Annotated in this window: 27 protein-coding genes; 23 read left to right on the forward strand and 4 right to left on the reverse strand. The window is 68.1% G+C overall.

Annotation, left to right across the window (positions count from 1 at the left end; genetic code table 11):
• Positions 1–57 precede the first annotated feature (57 nt).
• From ACEYYA_RS01035 to ACEYYA_RS01050, 4 genes are read right to left on the reverse strand one after another with little or no spacing between them, the layout of a single operon-like run.
• Positions 58–264, reverse strand: coding sequence for a hypothetical protein (locus ACEYYA_RS01035; protein ID WP_374796672.1), 207 nt, complete (start codon positions 262–264; stop codon positions 58–60).
• Positions 245–703 carry a hypothetical protein gene (locus tag ACEYYA_RS01040; RefSeq protein ID WP_374796674.1) on the reverse strand — a complete coding sequence of 153 codons (459 nt, stop codon included), beginning with the start codon at positions 701–703 and terminating at the stop codon, positions 245–247. The genes ACEYYA_RS01035 and ACEYYA_RS01040 overlap by 20 nt, the downstream gene beginning before the upstream one ends.
• Complete coding sequence (locus tag ACEYYA_RS01045; RefSeq protein WP_374796675.1) at positions 700–1,401, reverse strand: hypothetical protein; 702 nt, start codon at positions 1,399–1,401, stop codon at positions 700–702. The genes ACEYYA_RS01040 and ACEYYA_RS01045 overlap by 4 nt, the downstream gene beginning before the upstream one ends.
• Positions 1,401–1,739, reverse strand: coding sequence for a hypothetical protein (locus ACEYYA_RS01050; RefSeq protein WP_374796677.1), 339 nt, complete (start codon positions 1,737–1,739; stop codon positions 1,401–1,403). The genes ACEYYA_RS01045 and ACEYYA_RS01050 overlap by 1 nt, the downstream gene beginning before the upstream one ends.
• 230 nt (positions 1,740–1,969) lie before the next feature.
• On the opposite strand from ACEYYA_RS01050, the gene ACEYYA_RS01055 reads away from it, so the two are divergent.
• The 23 genes from ACEYYA_RS01055 to arfB all read left to right on the forward strand — a co-directional run bounded on the left by ACEYYA_RS01055 (position 1,970) and on the right by arfB (position 23,898).
• Positions 1,970–3,292 (forward strand): PAS domain-containing sensor histidine kinase, encoded by a 1,323-nt coding sequence (locus tag ACEYYA_RS01055; RefSeq protein WP_374796679.1) that lies wholly within the window; start codon positions 1,970–1,972, stop codon positions 3,290–3,292.
• Positions 3,289–4,281: an NADH-quinone oxidoreductase subunit B family protein gene (locus ACEYYA_RS01060; RefSeq protein ID WP_374796681.1), complete on the forward strand. Its 993-nt coding sequence runs from the start codon at positions 3,289–3,291 to the stop codon at positions 4,279–4,281. Before ACEYYA_RS01055 ends, ACEYYA_RS01060 begins: the two co-directional genes overlap by 4 nt.
• Positions 4,278–5,726 carry a nickel-dependent hydrogenase large subunit gene (locus ACEYYA_RS01065; RefSeq protein ID WP_374796683.1) on the forward strand — a complete coding sequence of 483 codons (1,449 nt, stop codon included), beginning with the start codon at positions 4,278–4,280 and terminating at the stop codon, positions 5,724–5,726. Before ACEYYA_RS01060 ends, ACEYYA_RS01065 begins: the two co-directional genes overlap by 4 nt.
• Before the next feature lie 63 nt (positions 5,727–5,789).
• On the forward strand, positions 5,790–7,988 hold the full coding sequence (gene hypF, locus ACEYYA_RS01070; protein ID WP_374796685.1) for a carbamoyltransferase HypF: 2,199 nt from the start codon (positions 5,790–5,792) through the stop codon (positions 7,986–7,988).
• A gap of 177 nt (positions 7,989–8,165) precedes the next feature.
• Positions 8,166–9,242, forward strand: a complete 1,077-nt coding sequence (locus ACEYYA_RS01075; RefSeq protein WP_374796687.1) for a hydrogenase small subunit — start codon at positions 8,166–8,168, stop codon at positions 9,240–9,242.
• A gap of 3 nt (positions 9,243–9,245) precedes the next feature.
• Entirely contained in the window at positions 9,246–11,039 is a 1,794-nt protein-coding gene (locus ACEYYA_RS01080) for a nickel-dependent hydrogenase large subunit (RefSeq protein ID WP_374796689.1), read from the forward strand.
• 32 nt (positions 11,040–11,071) lie between these two features.
• On the forward strand, positions 11,072–11,629 hold the full coding sequence (locus ACEYYA_RS01085) for a HupE/UreJ family protein (RefSeq protein ID WP_374796691.1): 558 nt from the start codon (positions 11,072–11,074) through the stop codon (positions 11,627–11,629).
• A 3-nt stretch (positions 11,630–11,632) separates the two neighbouring features.
• Positions 11,633–12,409: a Ni/Fe-hydrogenase, b-type cytochrome subunit gene (cybH, locus tag ACEYYA_RS01090; RefSeq protein WP_374796693.1), complete on the forward strand. Its 777-nt coding sequence runs from the start codon at positions 11,633–11,635 to the stop codon at positions 12,407–12,409.
• 257 nt (positions 12,410–12,666) lie between these two features.
• Positions 12,667–13,284, forward strand: coding sequence for a HyaD/HybD family hydrogenase maturation endopeptidase (locus ACEYYA_RS01095; RefSeq protein WP_374796695.1), 618 nt, complete (start codon positions 12,667–12,669; stop codon positions 13,282–13,284).
• Complete coding sequence (locus ACEYYA_RS01100) at positions 13,284–13,595, forward strand: HypC/HybG/HupF family hydrogenase formation chaperone (RefSeq protein WP_374796697.1); 312 nt, start codon at positions 13,284–13,286, stop codon at positions 13,593–13,595. The genes ACEYYA_RS01095 and ACEYYA_RS01100 overlap by 1 nt, the downstream gene beginning before the upstream one ends.
• Before the next feature lie 3 nt (positions 13,596–13,598).
• Positions 13,599–14,018 carry a thioredoxin domain-containing protein gene (locus ACEYYA_RS01105; protein ID WP_374796699.1) on the forward strand — a complete coding sequence of 140 codons (420 nt, stop codon included), beginning with the start codon at positions 13,599–13,601 and terminating at the stop codon, positions 14,016–14,018.
• A 3-nt stretch (positions 14,019–14,021) separates the two neighbouring features.
• On the forward strand, positions 14,022–14,849 hold the full coding sequence (locus ACEYYA_RS01110) for a hydrogenase expression/formation protein (RefSeq protein ID WP_374796701.1): 828 nt from the start codon (positions 14,022–14,024) through the stop codon (positions 14,847–14,849).
• Complete coding sequence (gene hybE / locus ACEYYA_RS01115; protein ID WP_374796703.1) at positions 14,846–15,667, forward strand: [NiFe]-hydrogenase assembly chaperone HybE; 822 nt, start codon at positions 14,846–14,848, stop codon at positions 15,665–15,667. The genes ACEYYA_RS01110 and hybE overlap by 4 nt, the downstream gene beginning before the upstream one ends.
• Positions 15,664–16,500: a HupK protein gene (locus ACEYYA_RS01120; RefSeq protein ID WP_374796705.1), complete on the forward strand. Its 837-nt coding sequence runs from the start codon at positions 15,664–15,666 to the stop codon at positions 16,498–16,500. The genes hybE and ACEYYA_RS01120 overlap by 4 nt, the downstream gene beginning before the upstream one ends.
• The gene (gene hypA, locus ACEYYA_RS01125) at positions 16,493–16,834 is read left to right on the forward strand and encodes a hydrogenase maturation nickel metallochaperone HypA (protein WP_374796707.1); all 342 of its coding nucleotides are present in this window, start codon (positions 16,493–16,495) and stop codon (positions 16,832–16,834) included. The genes ACEYYA_RS01120 and hypA overlap by 8 nt, the downstream gene beginning before the upstream one ends.
• Positions 16,834–17,664: a hydrogenase nickel incorporation protein HypB gene (gene hypB, locus ACEYYA_RS01130; RefSeq protein WP_374796709.1), complete on the forward strand. Its 831-nt coding sequence runs from the start codon at positions 16,834–16,836 to the stop codon at positions 17,662–17,664. Before hypA ends, hypB begins: the two co-directional genes overlap by 1 nt.
• Positions 17,664–19,157 carry a sigma-54-dependent transcriptional regulator gene (locus ACEYYA_RS01135; protein ID WP_374796711.1) on the forward strand — a complete coding sequence of 498 codons (1,494 nt, stop codon included), beginning with the start codon at positions 17,664–17,666 and terminating at the stop codon, positions 19,155–19,157. The genes hypB and ACEYYA_RS01135 overlap by 1 nt, the downstream gene beginning before the upstream one ends.
• Position 19,158: 1 nt before the next feature.
• Positions 19,159–19,449 carry a HypC/HybG/HupF family hydrogenase formation chaperone gene (hypC, locus tag ACEYYA_RS01140; RefSeq protein ID WP_374796713.1) on the forward strand — a complete coding sequence of 97 codons (291 nt, stop codon included), beginning with the start codon at positions 19,159–19,161 and terminating at the stop codon, positions 19,447–19,449.
• Positions 19,446–20,579 (forward strand): hydrogenase formation protein HypD, encoded by a 1,134-nt coding sequence (gene hypD / locus ACEYYA_RS01145; RefSeq protein WP_374796715.1) that lies wholly within the window; start codon positions 19,446–19,448, stop codon positions 20,577–20,579. Before hypC ends, hypD begins: the two co-directional genes overlap by 4 nt.
• Positions 20,576–21,598 carry a hydrogenase expression/formation protein HypE gene (hypE, locus tag ACEYYA_RS01150; protein WP_374796717.1) on the forward strand — a complete coding sequence of 341 codons (1,023 nt, stop codon included), beginning with the start codon at positions 20,576–20,578 and terminating at the stop codon, positions 21,596–21,598. The genes hypD and hypE overlap by 4 nt, the downstream gene beginning before the upstream one ends.
• A 120-nt stretch (positions 21,599–21,718) precedes the next feature.
• Entirely contained in the window at positions 21,719–22,402 is a 684-nt protein-coding gene (locus ACEYYA_RS01155; protein WP_374796719.1) for an NnrU family protein, read from the forward strand.
• A 96-nt stretch (positions 22,403–22,498) separates the two neighbouring features.
• The gene (locus tag ACEYYA_RS01160; RefSeq protein ID WP_374796721.1) at positions 22,499–23,104 is read left to right on the forward strand and encodes a VUT family protein; all 606 of its coding nucleotides are present in this window, start codon (positions 22,499–22,501) and stop codon (positions 23,102–23,104) included.
• Positions 23,105–23,472: 368 nt separating this feature from the next.
• Entirely contained in the window at positions 23,473–23,898 is a 426-nt protein-coding gene (arfB, locus tag ACEYYA_RS01165; protein WP_374796723.1) for an alternative ribosome rescue aminoacyl-tRNA hydrolase ArfB, read from the forward strand.
• Positions 23,899–23,933: the final 35 nt, after the last annotated feature.

Raw genomic sequence — 23,933 nt, forward strand, 5'->3', positions numbered from 1 at the left:
TGACTGCATTTGCAACAGGAAAAATGCAGGCTGCGCGATTTTTTTTCGGAGGGCGGGTCAGCCCCGCCCCTCGTCGATCAGGGTCATCAGCGCGCGATAGGCGCGCTCGTGACCGCAGGGCGCCCCCTTGAGCCACCGACCAATCGTCTGCTGCGTCGATCCCAGGATCGGGGCAGCGGCATAGGCGCTACCGCCGTGCCGCGCGATCCAGTCGCGCAGCACCTGGTCAAAGGGGCGGGGGTCGTCAATAGGTGCCGGGGTCATCGGGCGCTCTCCTATACTCGTGCCACGCCCACGCTAGGCATCGCGACAGATCACCTGTCCATTGCAGCGCATCAGGATACCGCGAAGCGGTCGGCTCGACGCGATCGGCGATCCACGGGGCGCGCGGCGGTGGCCGACCAAACGTCGGCAGGTTGGACTGTCCCCTGTGTATCGCCTCCCATAGGCGATCGCTGCCCCGCTGCCGCAGCGCGACTGCCATTGTCAGGATCGGGTCATCGACGGCCCACAGGGTTGCAATCAGGCAGGTGCCCGCGTGGGTGCCGGTGAGGGTGTAACCGTCGACGATCTGGGCGGTGCCACCCGTGAGGATGATGTCGAGCGCATCGGACAGGCGGCTGATAGCGACATCGGATATATCTGTGCGATACTGGTTGACCGACCGGCCGGTATTGCAGGTGATGTGTCTAAAATAGCTCATCTGCCTAGCCGCGACATCAGGTCTGATATGATCGTGCTGGCCTCTGCCACGGTCAGCGCCGCTGGCAACGGTTGCCCGCCCTCGCCCAGTCGGCGGCGCATCGCCACGATTGCGGCCCGCTGCCTGCCGGTTGCACGGCGCGGCGGGCGGGGCTGCGCCTGCGCTGTGTCCTCGCGCCCCAGCCGGATCGTCACCTGTCGGCCCGGTTGGATCGGCGGGATGGCGATCAGCGGCATATCACCGGCGCGAGCCGCCAGGATCGGCGTCAGTGTCGTATCCCGCCGCGCCCAGGCTTTGATTCGCATCACTGGACCGCCCAGCATCGGTCGATAGGACCAACTGACCAGCCCGTGCCGCCGCGCGAGATCGGCCAGGCCGCCCAGCACCGGCGGCAGTGCCCCCTCGACATTGGCGGGCAGCACCGTGCGCGTGACATCCCAGGCACCCAGTGCCCAGGCCGACGCGAGGATCTGCGCCTCGGTGTCGGGCGCGATTTGCAGCGGCAGCGTCGTTTCGGCCGCGCGCTGCCAGTCGAGGGCCGTGACACCGACTGGCTGGTCGTCGGGCGCGGATTGCGACCATGCGGCCCAGTTGATAGCGATCAGCCCATGCGGCTGCCCCAGCACCGCATAGGCCGAGATTGAGCTGATCGGCATGTCCTGCCGATCAGCGATGGTGGTGATTTGGCGGAGCATCATTAGCTCGCGAGCAGATCGTCGATCAGAGCCGAGGCATCGCGCTTGCTCATGCCGGGGTGGTATTCGCCGCCCAGACGCTTGATCAGCGCGATTTGCTTGGGAGTGATGGCATCTTTGCCGGTAGTGGTGGCGATCGCGGGAGAGGGGGCGGCGTCCTCGACGTTGATCGTCAGGCTTTTGGTTTCGCCCCATTTCCGCACATAGGCCGAGATATAACCTTCGCGGTCGATTTCAATCCGCACGATCTCGTAGCCATCAGCCTCCCAAGCGGCCAGCTCTTCGCGCGGGGTTCCGCCGACTTTGGTGCCTGCGGGGCGAGTGTTATACTTGACGATCATCTGTCTGTCTCCTGCCCCTCGATCCGGCGGGGCGCCCGCATCAGCTCGTCTGCTGATAAGTCGTATATACTAACATCACGTTAGCATTGCAAGAAGGAAAATGCCGCCGCCCGCAAAAAATACGCACAATGCTGGAATGGTAAATCAAATCATTGCCTTAAGGCGCCCTTCACCGGCACCACCCCTTTCCCACCCTTGACAGTTCCCCCCGCGCCGCCGTTCATCGGGGCATGGTCAACGCGCCCGGCTCACTTCCTGGTCTTTCCGACGCCGCCTGGGGCGATGTGCTGTCGGCGATGGATCGCACCTATGCCGATCTGGTCGATCACCAGAACCAGCTTGAGGCGCAGAACGCCGAACTGGAATCGCTGCGGTTCCATCTGCATTCGGTGCTGCAATCGGTCTCGGACGTGCTGATCGTCGTCAATCGCACGGGCCGGATCGAGGACATCTCGGTATCGACCTGCGATCGCACCGGCCAGTCGCGCGATCACCTGCTGGGGCAGGACGTCAGCACGCTGTTCCGCCCCGAGGATCAGCCGCGCCTGGCGCAGGCTTTGACCGATGCGGGCCACAGCAAGGCCCCCCAGCATCTTGAGGCGGGGCTGGATGCGGTGGATGAGGTGCTGGACCTGGCCGTGGCGCCGCGTCTGGATGATCGCGGGCGCGTGGCCGGGCTGGTGCTGACGGGCCGTCCGGTGGGCGAATTGCGCCGCGCCTATACGGCCCTGGCCCACAGCCATGCCGAGCTGAAATCGGCGCAGGCGCAGCTTGTGCGCAACGAAAAGCTGGCGTCGCTGGGGCGGCTTCTGGCCGGGGTCGCGCATGAATTGAACAACCCGATCAGCTTTGTTTACGCCAATACGCACGCGCTGGAACGCTATGCCACGAAGTTCGAGACCTATTTCGACCGGGTGCAGGCCGGCGCCTCACGCGATGAGCTGATCGCCCTGCGTGAGGATCTGCGCCTGGACCGCGAATTGCGCAACCTGCGCGAGGCAGTGCGCGGGGCGCGCGACGGGGCCGAGCGGGTGCGCGATATCGTCGAGGATCTGCGCCGCCTGTCCGCCGATGGCGCGGGCGACATGATCGCCTTTGACCTGGCCGAGACGGTGCGGGTGGCGGCGAACTGGGTGCTGCGCGGCACCAAGACGCCGGTGCCGGTGCGGTTCGAGGGTGAGGCGCCGCTGATGGTGCGGGGCCGTGCCGGGCATGTGCAGCAGGTGGTGATGAACCTGGTGCAGAACGCCATCGACGCGCTGGACGGCACGCCGGATCCCGCGATCACCATTCACCACCAGCCGCAGGCGGGGCGGGCGTTGTTGACGGTGGCCGACAACGGGCCGGGCATTCCGGCAGCGCTGCGGCCCGCGATCTTTGATCCGTTCTTCACCACCAAGCCGGTCGGGCGCGGCACCGGGCTTGGCCTGTCGATCAGCCACAAGATCGTCGAAGAGCATGGCGGGCGACTGCGCCTGATCGACCAGCCGCGGGGCGCCTGTTTCGCGCTGGATCTGGCGTTGGCCGAAACGCTGGATGGGGGCGCGACATGAACCTGCTTTGGCTTCAGGCGGCGGGTTGCGGTGGCTGCACGATGTCGCTGTTGTGCGCGGAAAGCCCCGACGCGCTGACCGCGCTGGACCGCGCCGGGATCGACCTGATCTGGCATCCCGCGCTGTCGCCGCAGACCGGGGATGAGGTGCGCGACCTGCTGGATCGGATCGCGGGCGGCGATCTGGCGCTGGACATCCTGTGTGTCGAGGGCGCGGTGGCGCGCGGGCCGCGGGGCACCGGGCGGTTCCAGATGCTGTCAGGCACCGGGCGGTCGATGCTGGACTGGGTTCGGGCGCTTGCGCCGCGCGCCCGGCATGTGGTGGCGGTCGGCAGTTGCGCGGCCTTTGGCGGGGTGACGACGGCGGGCGGCAACCCGTCGGACGCGGCCGGCTTGCAGTATGAGGGGGCGCATCCCGGCGGCATCCTGGCCGCTGGCTGGCGCGCCACGGGCGGGCTGCCGGTGATCAATGTCGCGGGTTGCCCCACCCATCCCGGCTGGGTGATCGAGACGCTGATGCAACTGGCCGAGGGCGCGCTGGATGCCACCGGTCTGGATGCCCTGGCGCGGCCGCTGTTCTTTGCGCAGCATCTTGTGCATCACGGATGCAGCAAGAACGAGTTCTATGAATACAAGGCCAGTGCGCGGATGCTGTCGGAAATCGGCTGCATGATGGAACATCTGGGCTGTGTCGGCACACAGGCGGCGGGCGATTGCAACATCCGGCCCTGGAACGGTGCGGGATCCTGCACATCGGGCGGGTATCCCTGCATCAGCTGCACCGCGCCCGAGTTCGAGGAACCGCGCCACCCCTTTGCCGAGACGCCAAAGATCGCGGGCATTCCGATCGGCCTGCCCTCGGACATGCCGAAGGCGTGGTTCATGGCGCTTGCCTCGCTGTCGAAGGCGGCGACGCCCGAGCGGATCGCGCGCAACGCCGTCGCCGACCGCATCACCGTGCCGCCCAGCCCGCCCAAGGCCCGGCGATGAGCGGGGACGCAAGCGCACCCCGGCGGCTGATCGTCGGTCCCTTCAACCGGGTCGAAGGCGATCTGGAGGTGACGCTGGACATCGACGCGGGCCGGGTGCGCGCCGCGCGGGTGAATGCGCCGCTGTATCGCGGGTTCGAGCCGATGCTGACCGGGCGCGACCCGATGGATGCGCTGACGCTGGTGCCGCGCATCTGTGGCATCTGTTCGATCAGCCAATCGGTCGCCGCCGCCCGTGCGCTTGGCGCGGCGATGGGGGTCGAGCCGACACCCGAGGCCGCCGCGATGATCGCGCTGATCCATGCGGTCGAGAATGTCTCGGACCACCTGTTCCATTTCAACCTGTTCTTCATGCCCGATTTCGCGCGCCCCGCCTATGCCGGGCAGGAGTGGCACGGGGCGATGATCGACCGTTTCACCGCCGCCGAGGGGTCCGCGCAGCGCGCGGCGATGGCTGCGCGGGCGGAACTGATGCACATCCTGGGGCTGATGGCCGGGAAGTGGCCGCATACGCTGGCGATCCAGCCCGGCGGCGTGACCCGCGCGCCCGGCACCAGCGACAAGATGCGCATCATCGCCGCGCTGCGCGGCTTTCGCCGCTGTCTGGAAAAGGTGGTCTTCGGCGCCCCGCTTGAGGCCTTTGCCGCGCTGGACAGTCAGGCGGCACTGATGCGGTGGCAGACGGGCGATGTGGGCCTGTTCATCAGGGCCGCCACCACGCTGGATCTGGCGCGGCTGGGGGCGGGGGCGGGGCGGTATCTGTCGTTCGGCGCCTATCCCTTGGCCGAAGGCCCGGTCTTTGCCGCGGGGCTGTGGGATCGCGGCCCGGCCGGGCCGGTCGATCAGGGGGCGATCCGCGAAGACCTGTCGCATGCCTGGATGCTGGGCGGCGCGGCGCATCCGTTCGACGGGCAGACCGACCCCGATCTGGCAATGCGGGAGGCCGCCTATAGTTGGTGCAAGGCCCCGCGCCTCGATGGCCAGCCGGTCGAGGTGGGGGCCTTGGCGCGGCAACTGATCGATGGCCATCCGCTTGCCGCCGATCTGGTGGCGCAGGGTGGTGGCGTGCTGGCGCGGGTCGCGGGGCGGCTGCTGGAACTGGCGCGCAGTCAGCCGGTCCTCGAGGATCTGGCCGCCCGCATCGACACCGGCGCGCGCTATATGGTGCAGGCACGGATGCCCGCTGCGGCGCGCGGTGCCGGTCTGGTCGAGGCCGCGCGCGGCGCCCTGGGCCATTGGCTGCGCATCGAGCGGGGCCGCATCGCGGGCTATCAGATCGTCGCGCCGACGACCTGGAACTTCAGCCCGCGCGATGCGGCGGGGGTGCCCGGCCCGCTGGAGGCCGCCCTGGTCGGCGTGCCGGTGGCCGAGGGTGAAGTGACCCCGCTGGCGGTGCAGCATGTGGTGCGCAGTTTCGATCCCTGCATGGTCTGCACGGTGCATTAGGTGGAGGGCGCCGGGGGCGCTGCCCCCGGACCCCCGGCGTATTTGGGCAAGAAAGAAGGCGGCGTGGCGGGCAAGACGATCAGGGTGCGCGGGCAGGTGCAGGGCGTCGGCTTTCGGCCCTTTGTCTGGCAGCTTGCGCGGGATCACGGCGTGGCGGGGCAGGTGCTGAACGATCCCGAAGGCGTGCTGATCGAGGCTTTTGGCGGCGATCTGGATGGCTTTCTGGTGGGTTTGCGCGACCGCGCGCCGCCTTTGGCGCGGGTCGATGCGGTCGAGGTCGGTGATCTGGCCGGGCCTGCGCCGAAGGGCTTCGTGATCGGCGCCAGTCGCGGGCAGGGGGCCGAGACCCGCGTGACCCCCGATGCCGCCACCTGCGACGCCTGCCGGGATGAGGTGTTCGGCACGGGTCGGCGCGCGGGCTATGCTTTTACGAACTGCACCCATTGTGGGCCGCGCTTTTCGATCCTGAACGGCCTGCCCTATGATCGGGCGCGCACCACCATGGCGCGGTTTCGTCTGTGTGATGACTGCCGCGCGGAATACGGTGATCCGGCCGACCGGCGATTCCACGCGCAGCCCATCGCCTGCCCCGCCTGCGGCCCGCGTCTGTGGGCCGAGGATCGCGCGGGCGAGGTCGCGGGTGATCCGGTGGCTTGGGCGGCTTCGGCCTTGGCGGCGGGGCAGGTACTGGCGATCAAGGGGTTGGGCGGGTTTCATCTGGGCTGCGACGCGCTGAATGCCGATGCCGTGGCGCGGCTGCGCGACCGCAAGCGGCGGCCGACCAAGCCCTTCGCTGTCATGGGGACGCGGGCGATGATCGGGGATCTGTGCGCGCCCAGTCCGGCGGAGTGGGCGCTGCTGGCCGACCCCGCCGCGCCGATCGTGCTGATCGCCTGTAACCCGCCAGCCGGGATCGCGCCGGGGCTGGGCCATGTCGGCTGGATGCTGCCTTATACGCCGCTGCATCATCTGTTGCTGGCGGCGGTTGGGCGTCCGCTGGTGATGACCAGCGGCAATCTGTCGGGCGAGCCGCAGGTGATCGGCAATGACGAGGCGCGGGCGAAGCTGGCGGGCTTTGTCGACGGCTTTCTGATGCATGATCGCGACATTGCCCGGCGGCTGGATGACAGCGTGGAACGCGCCACCCCGCCGATGGTGCTGCGGCGTGCGCGCGGGCGGGTGCCGGGGGTGCTGCCGCTGCCGCCGGGGTTCGAGGGCGCGCCGCAGGTGCTGGCGATGGGCGGGCAGATGAAGGGCGCGATCTGTCTGACCAAGCGGGGGCAGGCGATGCTGTCGCATCACCTGGGCGATCTGGACGGGGCGCTGAACCGCGATCAGTTCCACCGCGCCATTGCCGATCTGGGCGCCTTGTTCGACCACCAGCCGGCGCGCATCGCCATCGACCTGCACCCCGGCTATGCCGCCAGTCAGGCCGGGCAAGCGATGGCAGATGCGATGGGGCTGCCGCTGATCGCGGTGCAGCATCACCACGCGCATCTGGCGGCGTGCCTTGCCGAAGCCGGCTGGGCGCGGGACGGCGGGCAGGTGGCGGCGATCGTGCTGGATGGCACGGGTCTGGGGACCGACGGCCAGACCTGGGGTGCCGAGGTGCTGCTGGGCGATTACCACGGCGTCACCCGCATCGCGCATCTGGCCCCCGCACCGCTGCCGGGTGGCGATCTGGCGGCGCGTGACCCGTGGCGCAATCTGCTGGTGCGGCTGGATCAGGCCGGGCTGGCGGATCTGTCCGACCGGCTGCTGGCTGGTCAGCCGGTCGCCGCGCTGCGGGCTGCGGTCGCCGCCGGGGTGAACGCGCCGATGGCCAGCTCGATGGGGCGGCTGTTCGACGCGGCGGCGGCGCTGCTGGGCCTGTGCCTGCGCCAAAGCCATGAGGGTGAGGCGGCGATGCGGCTGGAGGCGGTGGCGCGCGACGCCCCGCCCTATCCGCTGCCGGGGCTGGACCCGGCGCCGATGTTGCGCGCCATGGCCGCTGATCTGGCGGCGGGGCGCGATCTGTCCCTGATCGCGGGGGCTTTCCATGCGGGCATCGCGCGGGCCTTTGCCGGGGTTGCGCGCGGGCTGGTGGAACGGGGCGAGGCGCGCGCCGTGGTCCTGTCAGGGGGCTGCTTCCAGAACGCCCGGCTGCTGGCCGCGTTCCAGGCCGAACTGGCCGGGCTGCCGGTGATCAGCCATCGCACCACGCCCGCAGGCGACGGCGGGCTGGCGCTTGGCCAGGCGGTGATCGCGGCGGTAAGCGGCTGACCGGTCGGCGGGGCGACTGGTCAGCAGCTGACCGGGCCGTTGCCGCCCGGTGGCGATCAAGTCCTTGTCATCAAACACGAAATCGACATCGCGCGCAGTGCGCATTTTTCCTGACATCGCGCCCATCCCGCCTGCCAGTCTGTCCTGAACCAACGCGGCCACGCAGGGGAGGGCGCCTTGTCCCAGATCGAAACCTTTTACGACGTCATGCGCCGGCAGGGGATCACCCGCCGCAGCTTCATGAAATATTGCGCGCTGACCGCAAGCGCCCTGGGCCTTGGCCCGGCTTTCGTGCCCAAGATCGCACATGCGATGGAAACCAAGCCGCGCACCCCGGTGATCTGGGTCCATGGCCTTGAATGCACCTGCTGTTCGGAAAGTTTCATCCGGTCCGCGCATCCGCTGGCCAAGGATGTGGTGCTGTCGATGATCAGCCTTGATTACGACGACACGCTGATGGCCGCCGCCGGGCATCAGGCCGAGGCCGCGCTACAAGACACGATCGAGAAATACAAGGGCAACTACATCCTGGCGGTCGAGGGCAACCCGCCGCTGAACGAAGACGGCATGTTCTGCATCGTCGGCGGCAAGCCCTTTGTCGAACAGTTGCGCCATGCCGCCCAGCACGCCAAGGCGATCATCAGCTGGGGCGCCTGCGCCTCCTATGGCTGCGTGCAGGCGGCGGCGCCGAACCCGACGCGCGCGACGCCGGTGCACAAGGTCATCACCGACAAGCCGATCATCAAGGTGCCCGGCTGCCCGCCCATCGCCGAGGTGATGACCGGCGTCATCACCTATATGCTGACCTTCGACCGGCTACCGACGCTGGATCGGCAGGGCCGCCCGGCGATGTTCTATTCGCAGCGTATCCACGACAAGTGCTATCGCCGCCCGCATTTCGACGCCGGCCAGTTCGTCGAGGCCTGGGACGATGAGAACGCCCGCAAGGGCTATTGCCTTTATAAAATGGGCTGCAAGGGGCCGACCACCTATAACGCCTGTTCGACCGTGCGCTGGAATGAGGGAACCTCGTTCCCGATCCAGTCGGGCCATGGCTGCATCGGCTGTTCCGAGGACGGTTTCTGGGATCAGGGGTCGTTCTATGACCGGCTGACCACGATCAAGCCGTTCGGCATCGAATCCAACGCCGACACGATCGGCATGGCCGCCGCCGGTGCGGTCGGCGGCGCGGTGGCCGTCCATGCCGCCATATCCGCGCTGAAGCGCGCTCAGAAAAAGAACGAGGAGGCCTGATCGATGGTCGTCGCAACCCCCAACGGCTTCAACCTGGACAATTCCGGCCGCCGCATCGTCGTCGACCCGGTGACCCGCATCGAAGGCCATATGCGCTGCGAGGTGAACGTCGACGATCAGGGCATCATCCGCAACGCCGTCAGCACCGGCACCATGTGGCGCGGGCTTGAGGTGATCCTGAAAGGCCGCGACCCGCGCGATGCCTGGGCCTTTACCGAACGCATCTGCGGGGTCTGCACCGGCACCCACGCGCTGACCAGCGTGCGCGCGGTCGAGGATGCGTTGGGGATCAGCATCCCCGACAATGCCAACTCGATCCGCAACATGATGCAGTTGAACCTGCAAATCCACGATCACATCGTGCATTTCTATCACCTGCACGCGCTGGATTGGGTGAACCCGGTCAACGCCCTGCGCGCCGACCCCAAGGCCACCAGCGAATTGCAGCAGACGGTCAGCCCCAGCCATCCGTTGTCCAGTCCCGGCTATTTCCGTGACGTGCAGAACCGGCTGAAGGCCTTTGTCGAAAGCGGTCAGTTGGGGCTGTTCAAGAACGGCTATTGGGACAATCCGGCCTATCTGCTGCCGCCCGAAGCCGATCTGATGGCGACCACCCACTATCTTGAGGCGCTGGACCTGCAAAAGGAAATCGTCAAGGTCCACACCATCTTCGGCGGCAAGAACCCGCATCCGAACTGGCTGGTCGGCGGCGTGCCCTGCCCGATCAATATCGACGGCGTTGGCGCGGTCGGCGCGATCAACATGGAACGGCTGAACCTTGTCAGCTCGATCATCGACCGCTGCATCGAGTTCAACCGCAATGTCTATCTGCCCGATGTGGTGGCGATCGGCGGCTTTTATCGCAACTGGATGTATGGCGGCGGGCTGTCGTCGCAGGCTTGCATGGCCTATGGCGACATTCCCGAAAATCCCAATGATTTCAGCGCCGAGCAGCTGCACCTGCCGCGCGGTGCGATCATCAACGGCAACCTGTCCGAGGTGCATGACGTCGACCCGCGTGACCCCGAACAGGTACAGGAGTTCGTCGACCACTCCTGGTATACCTATGGCGAGCCGGGCCGCGGCCTGCACCCATGGGACGGCGTGACCGAGCCGAAATACGAACTTGGCCCCAATGCCAAGGGCACTCGCACCAATATCGAGGCGCTGGACGAGGCGGCGAAATATTCCTGGATCAAGGCCCCCCGCTGGCGCGGTCACGCGATGGAGGTGGGGCCGCTGGCGCGCTATGTCGTCGGCTATGCCAAGGGGCATGAGGACATCAGGAACCAGGTCGATGGCCTGTTGCGCACGATGAACCTGCCGCTGAACGCGATCTTCTCGACCCTGGGGCGCACGGCGGCGCGGGCGCTGGAAAGCGAATATTGCGGGCGGCTGCAAAAGCACTTCTTCGACAAGCTGATCGCCAATATCCGCAACGGCGATCAAAGCACCGCCAATGTCGAAAAGTGGGATCCCTCGACCTGGCCGAAAGAGGCCAAGGGTGTCGGCATGACCGAGGCGCCGCGCGGCGCCTTGGGTCACTGGATCAAGATCAAGGACGGCCGGATCGAGAATTACCAATGCGTCGTGCCGACCACCTGGAACGGCAGTCCGCGCGATGCGGCCGGCAATATCGGCGCCTTCGAGGCCAGCCTTCTGGATACCAAGATGGAACGCCCTGACGAGCCGGTCGAGATCCTGCGCACGCTGCACAGTTTCGACCCCTGTCTGGCCTGTTCCACCCATGTGATGTCGCCCGACGGTCAGGAACTGACCCGGGTCAAGGTCCGCTAAAAAGGGGAGATGCGACCATGAAAATCCTGCCGATGGCAACCCTTGCCGCCCTGATCGCCAGCCCGGCGCTTGCGCATACCGGGGTGGGCCATGCCGATGGTTTCGTGCATGGGCTGACCCACCCGATCCTGGGGCCGGATCACCTGCTGGCGATGCTGGCGGTCGGCCTGTGGTCGGGCTTTGTGCTGCCGAAGCGTCTTTGGCTGGGGGCGGCGGCCTTTCTGGCCGCGATGGCGGCGGGGGCGGCGATGTCCTGGGCGGGCATCGCCTATCCGGCGGTCGAGGCGGTGATCCTGGCATCGGTCCTGGCCTTCGGGCTGCTGACCTTGGTGTCGCGCCGGGGGCAGGCGCACGGGCTGACGCTGGCCGCGCTTGCGATGATCGCGGCCTTTGCCTCGGCCCATGGCCACGCCCATGCGACCGAGGCGACGGGCAATGCCGCCGCCTATCTGGCGGGATTCCTGATCGCTACCGCGGGCCTGCATCTGGTCGGCATCGCCCTGGCCCGCCGGGTCGCGGCCTGGCCGCTGGCGCAGCCCCTGATGGGGGCCGGGATCGCGCTGTCCGGCCTTGCGCTGATGGCGGGCTAGGCCATGGCGCAGTCCATCCACACCCCGAACCCCGATGTGCCCCTGCCGCTTGAGGCCGCGCGCCTGACCGGCGACGCCACCGCCCAGGACATCCAGTCGATCCGCAAGCGCACCTCGGTCTATGTCTATGAGGCGCCGGTGCGGTTGTGGCACTGGACCAATGCGGCGGCGATCCTGATCCTGTGTGTCACCGGTTGGCTGATCGGATCGCCCCCGCCGACCGTCGGTCATACCGAGGCCACGCATCAGTTCATCTTCGGCTATATCCGGTTCGCGCATTTCGCCGCCGCGATGATCCTGACCGTGGGCTTTTTCGGCCGCATCTACTGGGCCTTTGTCGGCAATCACCACGCGCGGCAGATGTTCTATCTGCCGCTGCTGAACCGTCGCTGGTGGGCCGAGCTGATGTTCGAACTGCGCTGGTATCTGTTCCTTGAGCGTCAGCCCAAGAAATACGTCGGCCATAACCCGCTGGCGCAACTGGCGATGTTCTTCTTCATGACGGTGGGCCTCAGCTTCATGATCGTTACCGGCTGGGCGCTGTATGCCGAGGGCGCGGGGCAGGGGTCATGGCCCGACACGATCTTTGGCTGGGTGCTGGGGCTGGTGCAGAACAGCCAACGCCTGCACACGCTGCATCACCTGGGCATGTGGGCGATCGTGGTCTTTGCGATCATCCACATCTATGCCGCCGTGCGCGAGGACATCATGTCGCGGCAATCGATGGTGTCGACGATGATTTCGGGTCATCGCACCTTCAAGGATGACCGGGCCGAGTGATCGTCCTTCCCCGGACGGTGAATCGGGCGCCCTTGTGGCGCCCGATTGCTTTCCGGTTCTCGCGCAAAGTGGAAGATTACTTTTCGGTTTTCGGGTGGTCCTTGTTGTCGCTTTCGCCTGAATTGACAGCGAAATCAGCGCATTATCCAAAATCACCCGCCGCCATCATTTTCATTGCGGGGTGCAAACTGGAAGCCCTACTCTCGACTTAAGCCAAAGGCGGTCAACCGCCTTCCAGCTACCTGGGGAGGGGCGGCATGACCGACACCGGACCGAACATCCTGATCCTGGGGATCGGCAATCTGCTGTGGGCCGACGAGGGTTTCGGCGTCCGCTGCGTCGAGGAACTGGCGGGCCAGGTCGCTTTGCCCGATCATGTGCGGATCATGGACGGTGGCACGCAGGGCCTTTATCTGCTGCCGTTTCTGGAACAGGCCGATGCGATGATCGTCTTCGATGCGGTCGATTACGGCCTGGCCCCCGGCACGCTGAAGGTGGTGCGCGACGATCAGGTGCCGGCCTTCATGGGCGCCAAGAAGATGAGCCTGCACCAGACCGGCTTTCAGGACGTGATCGCCACCGCCACGCTGATGGGCTATTGCCCCGCCCGCATGGTGCTGATCGGCTGCCAGCCGCAAGAGCTGGAGGATTACGGCGGCAGTCTGCGCCCCATCGTCGCCGCCCAGATCGCCCCGGCGCTGGACATCGCCCGGCAGGTGCTGGCCGATTGGGGCGTCACCGTGCGGCCCGGACGCACCGCCACCGGCGATCTGGCCGACCCGAGCCTTGCACGCACCGCCTATGAGGGCGGCCGCCCCGCCGCCGATGACGCCTGCCGCATCGGCGATCACCGCTTTCTGCCCGAGGTCGGCTGATGTGCATCGGCATTCCCGCGCGGCTGACCCAGGTCACCGGCATCGCCGGCCAGACCGAGGACGGCGCGCTGATCGACCTGTCGCTGACCCCCGATGCCCGCGCCGGTGACTGGGTGCTGACCTTTCTGGGCGCGTCGCGCAGCGTGATCGACGCCCAGACCGCGCGGCTGATCGGTGATGCCCTGGCCGGTCTGGCCGCCGTCATGGCCGGTGGCGACGCGGGCGCGGCCTTTGCAGACCTGGAGGCCCGCAGCCCCCAGCTTCCCCCCCATCTTCAGGCCGCGCTGGATGCCGGCCACAGCACCGGATAGGCCATGCACGATCATTCCCACGCCCATGACGACGACACCGTCACCGCGCCGCGCCCGCCCCATCCGCTGATCGCGCGGCTGGAATCCGATCTGGGCTGGCCACGGCTGACCGATGCGGCTGAGGTCGCGGCATTCACCGACCGGGCCGGCGCGCATTGCCTGTTCATCCCCGGCGATGCGGCGCGCAATCTGGAAACCGCCGATGCCGCCGTCATCCTGCCCGAACTTCGGCTGGCCTTTCAGGGGGCCTTCGATTGCGCCCTGGTCGATGACGCCATCGAATCCGACCTGCGCCACGCGCATCGGGCGCTGAAGACCCCCGGCTTCCTGTTCTTTCGCGATGGCCGCTTTGTCGGCGCCATCGAAAAGATCCGCGACTGGGATGATTACATGACCCGCATTCCACATCTGCTGGGGGCCTGATCCATGGCGACCTTTCACCTGCCGCCCGCCGGTTTCGGCCCCGGCTCGCAACCCGAGGACGACGAACTGATCTATACGGCCATGCCCTCGGGGATGCGCACCTATGCGCCGCACCTGCCCGAGGTCGATGACGGCGCGACCGCCGCCCCGGTGCTGGCGCTGCTGGCGCGGGTGGCCGATGCCTGCGATGCCTGCGCGGCGACCGGGCAGGGGGCGGATTTCGATCTGACCGGCCTTTCGCCCGCCGCGCGCCGCCTGCTGGCCGAAACGCTGGGCCAGGGCGAAGTTGCGATGAAGATCCGGGGCGCGCCCGCGCTTGCCGTGCAGGAAAGCGTCTTCGCCGGGGTCTGGGCGATCGCCGGTTCGGGCATCGACCGGATCGAGGTCGCCCCCGCCCCGGCGCTGGCCACCCGCCGCGCGCATCTGCCGCATCGCCCCGCGCTTGGCGCGCAGGCCGCGCGCCCGGCAGGGGTGGTCAATGCACCCGCGCTGATCTCGGAACTGGCGGATGCTTCGGCGGCCTGGGTGCCGGGCAAGATGGCGCATGTCGTCAACCTGACCCTGCTGCCGCACACGCCCGAGGATCTGGATTGGCTGGACCGCGCCCTGGGTGAGGGCGCGACCACCATCCTGTCGCGCGGCTATGGCAATTGCCGCGTCACCGCAACCGCGCTGGATCACGTCTGGAAGGTGCAGTTCTTCAACTCGATGGACAGCCTGATCCTGGACACGTTCGAGGTGACGGCGATGCCCGAAGTCGCCCTTGCCGCGCCCGAGGATCTGGCCGACAGCGCCGCCCGCATCCGACAGGTGATCGAGGCTATCCGATGAGCGCCGCCCCCGCCCCCCGCGCAGGCTTTGAAGGCTCGTATCTGGGCGCCAATGACCGGATCAGCCCGGCGGCGATCCTGGAATGCAAGATCTGCTGGACGCCCTATGACCCGGCCGAGGGCGACGACACAAGGCAGGTGCTGCCCGGCACCGCCTTTGTCGATCTGCCCGGCGATTGGTCCTGCCCCGGCTGCGGCGCGCCCAAGGCGCAGTTCATGGTGCGCGACGACCCCGGTGCCGCCGCTTTGGCCGAGGCCGCCGCGATCGACGCCCGCACCCGCGCCCTGGTCGCTGATTTCCGCGACATCTGGCATTCGACCATGCGCCAGGTGCCGATGGTCAACGCCGCCCTGCATGTCGAGGCCGTGGCCTTTGCCCTGCATCAGGGCCGCCCGCTGGGTGTGCTGATCTCGCCCTGGTTCATGAACCTGGTGATGCTGCCCGCCGGGGGCGAGGACTGGTCGGCGCTGACCCCCGGCGCGAAAGAGGTGATCGACTTCCCCTCGGGCCGGTATGAGTTTCTGCACAATACCCGGCCGATGACAGGCGGTTACAAGGCCTGTTCGCTGTTTTCACCGATGGGCGATTTTGCCAGCCAGATGCAGGCGGTCGAGGTTGCGCGGGCGGTGATGGCGGCCCTGTTCGACCCCGCGCACCGCGATGAGGACACCGACCGCGCCGCCACCATCCGCGCGGCGCGCGAGGCCGAGCTGGCCCCGCCCGCCGAGGCCGAAGCGGCATTGCCCGAAGCCCCCACCCGGCGCGCGGTGCTGACCGGCGGGCTGTCGCGTGGGGCCGCCGGGGAGGATGCCGGATGACGCCGCTGGGGGGCCTGACTCTGGATTGGCGGCCGATGGGACCGGCGCGCATCACGCTGCGCCGATCCCTTCCGGTCGAGGCGTTGCTGCTGGGCCGCCCCGTTGATCAGGCCGGCCCGATGCTGGCGCGGCTGTTCAACCTGTGCGGCGCGGCGCAGGAAACCGGGCTGCGACTGGCCCTGGGTCTGCCCGCGCCGGTCGATGCCCTGCGCGCCGACATCATCCGCGATCACATGGCGCGGTTGGCGGTGATCTGGCCACGACTGCTGGGGCTGGCGGTCCAGCCGGTCAAGCCGCCCGCCGCGATCGACCTGCCCGCGCCGGGTCAGATGGCCGCCTGGCTGACCTCGGGTCAGGGATTCGCGCCGCTGATGGCCGCGATCCGGGCGGCGGTGCCAAGGGGCGACTGGCACCTGCCCGACCCCACGCCCGCCGCGCTTGCCTGTCGTGCTGCCTGTGAAAACACCCCGGCCGGGCGGCGCGCGGATCACCCGCTGCTGGCCGGACAGCCGCGCGATCTGTTCTGGCGTGCGATGGGGCGGCTGGTCGATCTGGCGAAGGTGCTTGCGGGCGACCTGCCGCCCGCGCGGTCGCCTGCGCCGGGGCTGGCGATCCTGCCCGCGGCGCGCGGGGCCTATCACCTGCGGGCGGCGCAGGTGGCGGGCATCCTGACCGCGCTGGACCGGATCACCCCCACCGATCACATCACCGCGCCCGGCGGTCTGGTCGAACGCGCGCTGTCGGGCCTGCCTGACCGCGCCGCCGCCGATCTGGCGCTTGCGATCCTCGACCCCTGCCTGCCGGTGCATCTGACGGGTGCCGTCCATGCATGAAATGTCGCTGGTCGAGGGCATCCGCAGCATCGTCGAGGATCAGGCCCGACTGCACCGCTTTGACCGCGTGACCGTGCTGCGGCTGGAAATCGGCCGCTTTGCCGGGGTGGAAAAGCCCGCGCTGCACTTCGCCTTTGACGTGGTAATGCGCGGCAGCCCGGCCGAGGGCGCGCAGCTTGAGATCGTTGATCTGCCGGGCCGTGCGCTGTGTTACGACTGTATGGTCGAGGTCGACCTGGCCGCCCGGCTGGACCCCTGCCCGCGCTGCGGCGGCGGGCGGCTGATGCCGGTGGCGGGGGATGAAATGCGGATCAAGGATATGGAGGTGGTCTGATGTGCACGGTTTGCGGTTGCGGTAGCGCAAAGTTCGAGGGGGCGGGGCATTCGCAGGGTCATCACCACGCCCACGACCATGACCATCACCACGGCCATGCCCATGACCACCTGCATTTCGGCACCGGCGCTGCCGGGGTCAGCGTGGCGGGCATGTCGCAGGATCGGCTGATCGCGGTCGAGGCCGACATTCTGGCCAAGAACGACGCCTATGCGGCGGGCAACCGGCGCGTGCTGGCGGCGCTTGGGGCCTTGGCGGTCAACCTGGTGTCCTCGCCCGGATCGGGGAAAACGACCTTGCTGTGCCGCACCATTCAGGCGCTTGGCGACACGCCGCTGGCGGTGATCGAGGGCGACCAGCAGACCAGCAACGATGCCGACCGCATCCGCGCCACCGGCGCCCGCGCGATCCAGATCAACACCGGCAAGGGCTGCCATCTGGACGCCCATATGGTTGGTCACGCCATGGATGATCTGGCGCTGCAACCGGCCAGCCTGCTGTTCATCGAAAACGTCGGCAATCTGGTCTGCCCCGCCGCCTTTGATCTGGGTGAGGATGCCAAGGTGGCGATCCTCTCGGTCACCGAGGGTGAGGACAAGCCGCTGAAATACCCCGACATGTTCACCGCCGCGCGGCTGGCGATCCTGAACAAGGTCGATCTGGCGCCCCATTGCGATGCCGATCTGGATGCCTATGTCGCCAACCTGCGCCGCGTAAACCCGGCGATCGAGGTGATCGCCTTGTCGGCCCGCACCGGTGAGGGGATGGCGGATTGGCTGGCCTGGCTGGGCCGCGCGCGCGCCGCCAAGACTCTGCGGCGGGTCGGCTGATGGCCAGCCCGCGCCCCGCCGTCCTTCTGGTCGATGACGAACCGCATTCGCTGTCGGCGATGAAGATGGCGCTGGAGGATGATTTCGACATCCTGACCGCGCCCGATGCGGCGGCGGGCGCGCAGGCCCTGGCCGACAACTGGGTGCAGGTCGTGGTCTGCGATCAGCGGATGCCGGGCCGGTCGGGCGTCGATTTCCTGACCGAGGTGCGCGAACGCTGGCCCGAAACCGTGCGCATCATCATCACCGGATATACCGACCCGGCGGCGATGATCGCGGCGATCAACGATGCCGGGATACACCAGTTCATCGCAAAGCCCTGGCATCCCGACCACCTGCTGATGGCGGTGCGCAATGCCGCGCGGCTGTTCCAGCTTGCGCGCGACAATGAACGGCTGACGCTGGAAATGCGCTTTGCCAACCAGACGGTCGAGAGCCGGGTGGAAAAGCGCAGGCGCGCGCTGCGCGAGGGGATGGGGTTTGAAACCATCCTGCGCAGCCCCTCCAGCCCGATGAACGCCACGGTCGCCCTGGCCCGTCAGATCGCCAGTTTCGACGTGCCGGTGCTGCTGACCGGCGAGGCGGGGACCGGCAAGGCGGCACTGGCGCGGGCGATGCATTACGGATCGCTGCGGTCCGACAAGCCGTTTTACGAACTGGCCCTGGCCGGCCTGCCCGAGGATCTGGCGGCGATCGAGCTGTTCGGGGCGCGGCGCGGTGTGCTGCCCGGCGGCGTGGCCCGGATCGGGCTGATTCAAAAGGCGGATCGCGGCACCCTCTATCTGTCGGGCATCGACCAGATCGGGCCGGGATTGCAGTTGCAACTGCTGCGGCTGCTGACCGAAGGCGCCTTTGTCGCGGTTGGCGCGCAGGACAGCACCGCCAGCCAGCTTCGCCTGATCGCCGGGGCCAGCGGCGATCTGCGCGCCGCCGTGGCCGAGGGCCGGTTCCGCGCCGATCTGATGTATGCCCTGGCCGCAACCGAAATCGCCGTCCCGCCGCTGCGCGCCCGGCGCGGTGATGTGGCGATTTTGGCGCAGCATCTGCTGGACGATCTGTCGGCCCGCCACGGCAAGCCGGTGGCCGGTTTCGACGCGGCCGCTCTGGATTTTCTGGAGGGCTATGACTGGCCCGGAAACCTGCGCGAATTGACCAATGAAGTGACGCGGATGCTGATCCTGGCGCAGGATCGGGTGCTGGGCGCCGATCTGATCTCGCGCCCGATCCTGCAACAGGCGCCGGGCGATGATCCCGCCGACCGCCGCGCTGATGCGGTGCTGTGCGCCGATGGCACGCTGAAGGACCGGCTGGATCTGATCGAACTGCGCATCCTGCGCGAGACGCTGACCCGGCACCGCTGGAACAAGTCGCGGGCCGCCGCCGAGCTGGGTCTCAGCCGCGTCGGCCTGCGCGCGAAACTGGACCGCCACGGCCTGACCCCGCCCGGCGGGCGCGACACGACCGACGACCCCCTTGAGGATGAGGAGATTTGACATGTGCCTGGGCATTCCCGGCCAGATCATCGCGGTGACCGACGCCGCCCGGCAGATGGCCATGGCCGAGGTCTCGGGCGTACGGCGCGAGGTCTGCGTGGCCCCGATCGACCCCGGCGACCCCGCCGCGCTGATCGGTGAGTGGGCGCTGATCCATGTTGGCTTTGCGATGTCGCGCATCGACCCCGACGAGGCCGCCCGCACGCTGGAGGCTTTGCGCGATCTGGGCGAGGCGCAAGAGGCGCTGGAGGCCATGGCCGAGGGCCAACGCGCGCTGGAGGGACGGTCATGAAATACGCATCCGAGTTCCGCGACCCCACCGCTGCCCGCGCCCTGCTGGGCGAAATCGCCCGGCTGGCCGACCGCATCGGTGCCACGCCCGAGGCGCCGGTCAACATCATGGAGATCTGCGGCGGCCATACCCATGCGATCTTTCGCTATGGCCTCGACAAGCTGGTGCATCCCGGCATCAGCTTCATCCACGGTCCCGGCTGCCCGGTCTGCGTGCTGCCGATGACGCGGGTCGATGAATGCATCGCCATCGCCGAACGCCCCGAGGTGATCCTGACCACCTTTGGCGATGCGATGCGGGTGCCGGGGCGGCGCGGGTCGCTGTTGCAGGCCAAGGCGCGCGGGGCCGACATCCGCATGGTCTATTCGCCGCTGGATGCGCTGGAAATCGCCCGGCGCAACCCCGACCGGCAGGTGGTCTTCTTCGGCCTGGGGTTCGAGACCACGACGCCATCCACCGCGCTGTCGATCCAGATGGCCGCGCGCGAGGGGTTGGGCAACTTCACCGTCTTCTGCAACCACATCACCGTGCCCGAGCCGATCCGGGCGCTGTTGATGGACCCCGACATGCGGCTGGATGGCTTCATCGGGCCGGGCCATGTGTCGATGGTGATTGGCACCCATCCCTATGATTTCATCCCGGCCGAGTTCGGCAAGCCCATCGTCGTGGCCGGGTTCGAGCCGCTGGACCTGCTGCAATCGGTCTTGATGGTGCTGCGCCAGATCGCCGAGGGCCGCGCCGAGGTCGAAAACCAATATGCGCGCGTGGTGCCCGAACATGGCAACCCGGTCAGCCTGGCCGCGATTGCCGATGTCTATGAACGCCGCCCGCGCTTCGCCTGGCGCGGCCTGGGCGAGATCGACGCCTCGGGCCTGCGTATCCGGGCAGCCTATGCCGAGTTTGACGCCGAAACCCGGTTCGGCATCGGCTATGGCAGCACCCCCGAGGCTGAGGCCGAGGGCTGCGCCTGCGGGGCGGTGATGACCGGTCGCATCAAGCCGACCGCCTGCCCGCAATTCGGCGCGGGCTGCACGCCTGAAGCCCCCCTGGGCGCGCTGATGGTCAGCTCCGAAGGGGCCTGTGCCGCCTATTGGCAATATGGCGGGGCGCGCGGGGTGGCTGCGCAATGACGCTGCGGGATACCCATGTCACGCTGGCCCATGGCGGCGGCGGCAAGGCGATGCGCGATCTGATCGAGGACGTGTTCACCGCCGTCTTCCGCCCCGACGGGATGGAGGATCAGGCGCGCCTGTCCGATGCTGCCCTGTGTCAGCCGGGTGCGCGGCTGGCGCTGACCACCGACGGGTTCGTGGTCACTCCGCTTGAGTTTCCGGGCGGCGACATCGGCAAGATCGCGGTCTGCGGCACGATCAACGACCTGGCCGTGGGCGGCGCGCGGCCGCTGTGGCTGTCGGCGGCCTTCATCATCGAGGAAGGCACGCCGGTCGATCTGTTGCGGCGGATCGTCGCCAGCATGGCGCATGAGGCGGCCCTGGCCGGGGTGCGGATCGTCACCGGCGATACCAAGGTGGTGGGGCGCGGCGCCGCCGACCGGCTGTTCATCACCACCACCGGGGTTGGCGCGATCCCTCCGGGCCGCGATCTGCGCGCCGATGCGGTGCGGCCCGGCGATGTTGCCATCGTCAACGGAATGCTGGGCGATCATGGCGCGGCGATCCTTGCGGCGCGGGGTGATCTGGCGCTGTCCAGCGACCTGCAATCGGATTGTCAGTCACTGGGTCATCTGATCGAGGCGGTGCTGGCCGCCGCCCCCGGCGTCCGCTGCGCCCGCGATGCCACGCGCGGCGGCCTCGCCTCGGCCCTGAACGAGATCGCGCAGGCCGCGGGGGTGGGGGTCAGCATCCGGGAAACCGCGCTGCCGCTGCGCGACGAGGTGCGCGGCACCTGCGAGATCCTGGGCCTTGATCCGCTGTATCTGGCCAATGAGGGCACGCTGGTGCTGTTCGCCCCGCCCGATCAGGCCGAGGCCGCCCTGGCCGCGATGCGCGCCCGCCCCGAGGGCGCGGGCGCGGCGATCATCGGTCAGGCGGTCGCGGAACACGCCGGGCAGGTGCGGATGCAGACGCTGTTCGGCGGCAGCCGCGTCGTCGATATGCTGGTGGGCGAGCAATTGCCGCGCATCTGCTGACGCGGCTGCCCTTGCCGCGCCATTGAAGGTGGTGCGCCAAGGCCGCGCCCGCCCGCCTTGCCCCGCCCGCCTTGCCCCGCACCGGCTTGCCCCTGTCGCGCGCCCGGCCTAGGCTGGGGCATGACCGACTGGCTTTCCTATCTGGCTGCCTTCGCGCTGTTTCTGGCCGCGCATATGATCCCGACCCGGCCTCGCATTCGGGGTTGGCTGGTGGCGAGGTTGGGGAAGGCGGGCTATCTGGCGGGCTATAGCCTTCTGTCGCTGGGGCTGTTGTATCTGCTGATCCTGGCTGCCGGAAACGCCCCGCGCGTGAGCCTGTGGCATCAGACGGCGGCGGCGCGGATGGCGGTCAATCTGGCGATGCCGGTGGCGATCTTGCTGGCCGTGCTGGCGGTTGGCGCGCCCAATCCGCTGTCCTTTGGCGGGCGGCAGGCGGGGTTCGATCCCGACCGGCCGGGGCTGGCGGGGATCACGCGCCATCCGCTGCTGTGGGCGCTGATCCTGTGGGCGGTCGCGCATCTGATCGGCAATGGCGAGGTTGCGCATGTCGTGCTGTTCGCGGTGATGGCGCTGTTTGCCGCGATGGGGATGGTGGTGCTGGACGCCCGCCATCGTCGCAGGCTTGGGGATGCGGATTTCGCCCGGCTGACCGCGCGCGCGCCGATCCTGCCGCTGTCGGCGGGCTGGCCGCGGGGCTGGGGCAGCGCGGGCGGTCTGTTGATCCGGCTGGCCCTGGCAGGCGTGATCTGGGCGGGGCTGCTGCATCTGCACCTGCCGCTGATCGGTGCCAGCCCGTTGCCATGACGCGCGGTTGACAGGCCCGCCCGCCGGGTCTATGCGCGCCGCTTGTCGGTCCCTGACCGGCCAAGTCTCCGCAACCTTGACAAAACGGACAGCAACATGACCCGTTATCTTCCTGGCGTGATCGCCATGGCCGCGATTGTCGTGGCCTCGAACATCCTGGTGCAATTCCAGTTCGGCAATTGGCTGACCTGGGGCGCCTTCACCTATCCCTTCGCCTTTCTGGTGACCGATGTCATCAACCGCATCCACGGCGCGCAGGCCGCGCGCAAGGTGGTGCTGGCGGGCTTTGTCGTGGGGGTTGCCAGCTCGCTGATCGCGGCGGGGATGGATCGCACGACGCTGCGCATCGCCATCGGTTCGGGCACGGCGTTCCTGCTGGCGCAGCTTCTGGACGTGACCATCTTTGACCGGCTGCGCGCCGGCACCTGGTGGAAGGCGCCGTTCGTGTCGACCTTTTTCGGGTCGGCGGTCGATACCTTCCTGTTCTTCTCGATCGCCTTTGCCGCCAGCCTGTCCTTCATCAACCCTGCCGATGACGTGACCTGGGCCGCCGAGCGGCTGCCGCTGATCGGCATCGGCCCGGACGTGCCGCTGTGGGTGTCGCTGGCTGCCGCCGACTGGCTGGTCAAGCTTGGGCTGGCGATCATCGCCCTGGCGCCGTTCCGCGCCATCGTCACGCATCTGACGCGGCCCGCCCGCTAAGGCTGTCACGGAAGATTCACCCTGTGTCTTGCGTTTTCGGGTTTGACAAACACCAGATATGTGGCAGCCTTCGCACATCGGCAACGCAATGAAAGGAGGTGGTCCAGTGTCTAGAGTGACGTTGGAGAGAGGATTCGGGACAGCAACGGGGGCCGAGGCCTGAGGGCAACCCCAAGGGTTTACACCCGCTGCTGGGTCGGTCGGATCATCGCGATCCCTAACCGGACCATCTCCTATGATCTCGGGGGCTGCCGGCAACGGTGGCCCTTTTGAGTTTGCGGGCGCCGCCTGTGGCGGTTGCCCCCAAAGATGCGTATTTGGGCAAGAAAGAAGGGCAGGGCCGCGGCCCTTGGGCCATGGGGCGCGTGATGCTGTGGATTTCGGACGCCGTGCAGATTGCCGAATGGGAGCTGTCGGAACAGTTCACCCGGTCGCAGGGACCGGGGGGGCAGAATGTGAACAAGGTCTCGACCGCGGTGGAACTGCGCTTCGAGGCCGAGCGCAGCCCGCATCTGACCCCTGCCGTCAAGGCGCGGCTGAAACGGCTGGCGGGGCGGCGGTGGCTGGCGGATGGCGCGCTGATCCTGCGGGTCGAGGATACCCGCAGCCAGGCTCGCAACCGCGAGATCGCGCGTGAGCGGCTGGCCGATCTGATCCGCGCCGCCTTGGTCGCGCCGAAGCGGCGGGTGGCGACGAAGCCCACTTTGGGTTCGGTGCGCCGTCGGCTGAGCGCCAAGAAGGCGCGCGGAGCCGTCAAGGCGCTGCGGGCCGGTGACATCGATCCCGAGGGCTAGGCCTGTCTGCCCGGTTCCGGTTGTCGCGCCCGATC

Source organism: Paracoccus zhouxuedongae, assembly GCF_041927815.1.
Lineage (GTDB): Bacteria > Pseudomonadota > Alphaproteobacteria > Rhodobacterales > Rhodobacteraceae > Paracoccus.

Coding starts and splice junctions, on each gene's coding strand:
- ACEYYA_RS01055 (WP_374796679.1), top strand. CDS start 1,970: ATGGTCAACGCGCCCGGCTCACTTCCTGGTCTTTCCGACGCCGCCTGG.
- ACEYYA_RS01105 (WP_374796699.1), top strand. CDS start 13,599: ATGCACGATCATTCCCACGCCCATGACGACGACACCGTCACCGCGCCG.
- ACEYYA_RS01100 (WP_374796697.1), top strand. CDS start 13,284: ATGTGCATCGGCATTCCCGCGCGGCTGACCCAGGTCACCGGCATCGCC.
- hypA (WP_374796707.1), top strand. CDS start 16,493: ATGCATGAAATGTCGCTGGTCGAGGGCATCCGCAGCATCGTCGAGGAT.
- ACEYYA_RS01095 (WP_374796695.1), top strand. CDS start 12,667: ATGACCGACACCGGACCGAACATCCTGATCCTGGGGATCGGCAATCTG.
- ACEYYA_RS01120 (WP_374796705.1), top strand. CDS start 15,664: ATGACGCCGCTGGGGGGCCTGACTCTGGATTGGCGGCCGATGGGACCG.
- ACEYYA_RS01110 (WP_374796701.1), top strand. CDS start 14,022: ATGGCGACCTTTCACCTGCCGCCCGCCGGTTTCGGCCCCGGCTCGCAA.
- ACEYYA_RS01080 (WP_374796689.1), top strand. CDS start 9,246: ATGGTCGTCGCAACCCCCAACGGCTTCAACCTGGACAATTCCGGCCGC.
- cybH (WP_374796693.1), top strand. CDS start 11,633: ATGGCGCAGTCCATCCACACCCCGAACCCCGATGTGCCCCTGCCGCTT.
- ACEYYA_RS01050 (WP_374796677.1), bottom strand. CDS start 1,739: ATGATCGTCAAGTATAACACTCGCCCCGCAGGCACCAAAGTCGGCGGA.
- hypC (WP_374796713.1), top strand. CDS start 19,159: ATGTGCCTGGGCATTCCCGGCCAGATCATCGCGGTGACCGACGCCGCC.
- ACEYYA_RS01065 (WP_374796683.1), top strand. CDS start 4,278: ATGAGCGGGGACGCAAGCGCACCCCGGCGGCTGATCGTCGGTCCCTTC.
- hypB (WP_374796709.1), top strand. CDS start 16,834: ATGTGCACGGTTTGCGGTTGCGGTAGCGCAAAGTTCGAGGGGGCGGGG.
- ACEYYA_RS01045 (WP_374796675.1), bottom strand. CDS start 1,401: ATGATGCTCCGCCAAATCACCACCATCGCTGATCGGCAGGACATGCCG.
- hypD (WP_374796715.1), top strand. CDS start 19,446: ATGAAATACGCATCCGAGTTCCGCGACCCCACCGCTGCCCGCGCCCTG.
- ACEYYA_RS01160 (WP_374796721.1), top strand. CDS start 22,499: ATGACCCGTTATCTTCCTGGCGTGATCGCCATGGCCGCGATTGTCGTG.
- arfB (WP_374796723.1), top strand. CDS start 23,473: ATGCTGTGGATTTCGGACGCCGTGCAGATTGCCGAATGGGAGCTGTCG.
- ACEYYA_RS01060 (WP_374796681.1), top strand. CDS start 3,289: ATGAACCTGCTTTGGCTTCAGGCGGCGGGTTGCGGTGGCTGCACGATG.
- ACEYYA_RS01035 (WP_374796672.1), bottom strand. CDS start 264: ATGACCCCGGCACCTATTGACGACCCCCGCCCCTTTGACCAGGTGCTG.
- ACEYYA_RS01155 (WP_374796719.1), top strand. CDS start 21,719: ATGACCGACTGGCTTTCCTATCTGGCTGCCTTCGCGCTGTTTCTGGCC.
- ACEYYA_RS01040 (WP_374796674.1), bottom strand. CDS start 703: ATGAGCTATTTTAGACACATCACCTGCAATACCGGCCGGTCGGTCAAC.
- hybE (WP_374796703.1), top strand. CDS start 14,846: ATGAGCGCCGCCCCCGCCCCCCGCGCAGGCTTTGAAGGCTCGTATCTG.
- ACEYYA_RS01085 (WP_374796691.1), top strand. CDS start 11,072: ATGGCAACCCTTGCCGCCCTGATCGCCAGCCCGGCGCTTGCGCATACC.
- hypE (WP_374796717.1), top strand. CDS start 20,576: ATGACGCTGCGGGATACCCATGTCACGCTGGCCCATGGCGGCGGCGGC.
- ACEYYA_RS01135 (WP_374796711.1), top strand. CDS start 17,664: ATGGCCAGCCCGCGCCCCGCCGTCCTTCTGGTCGATGACGAACCGCAT.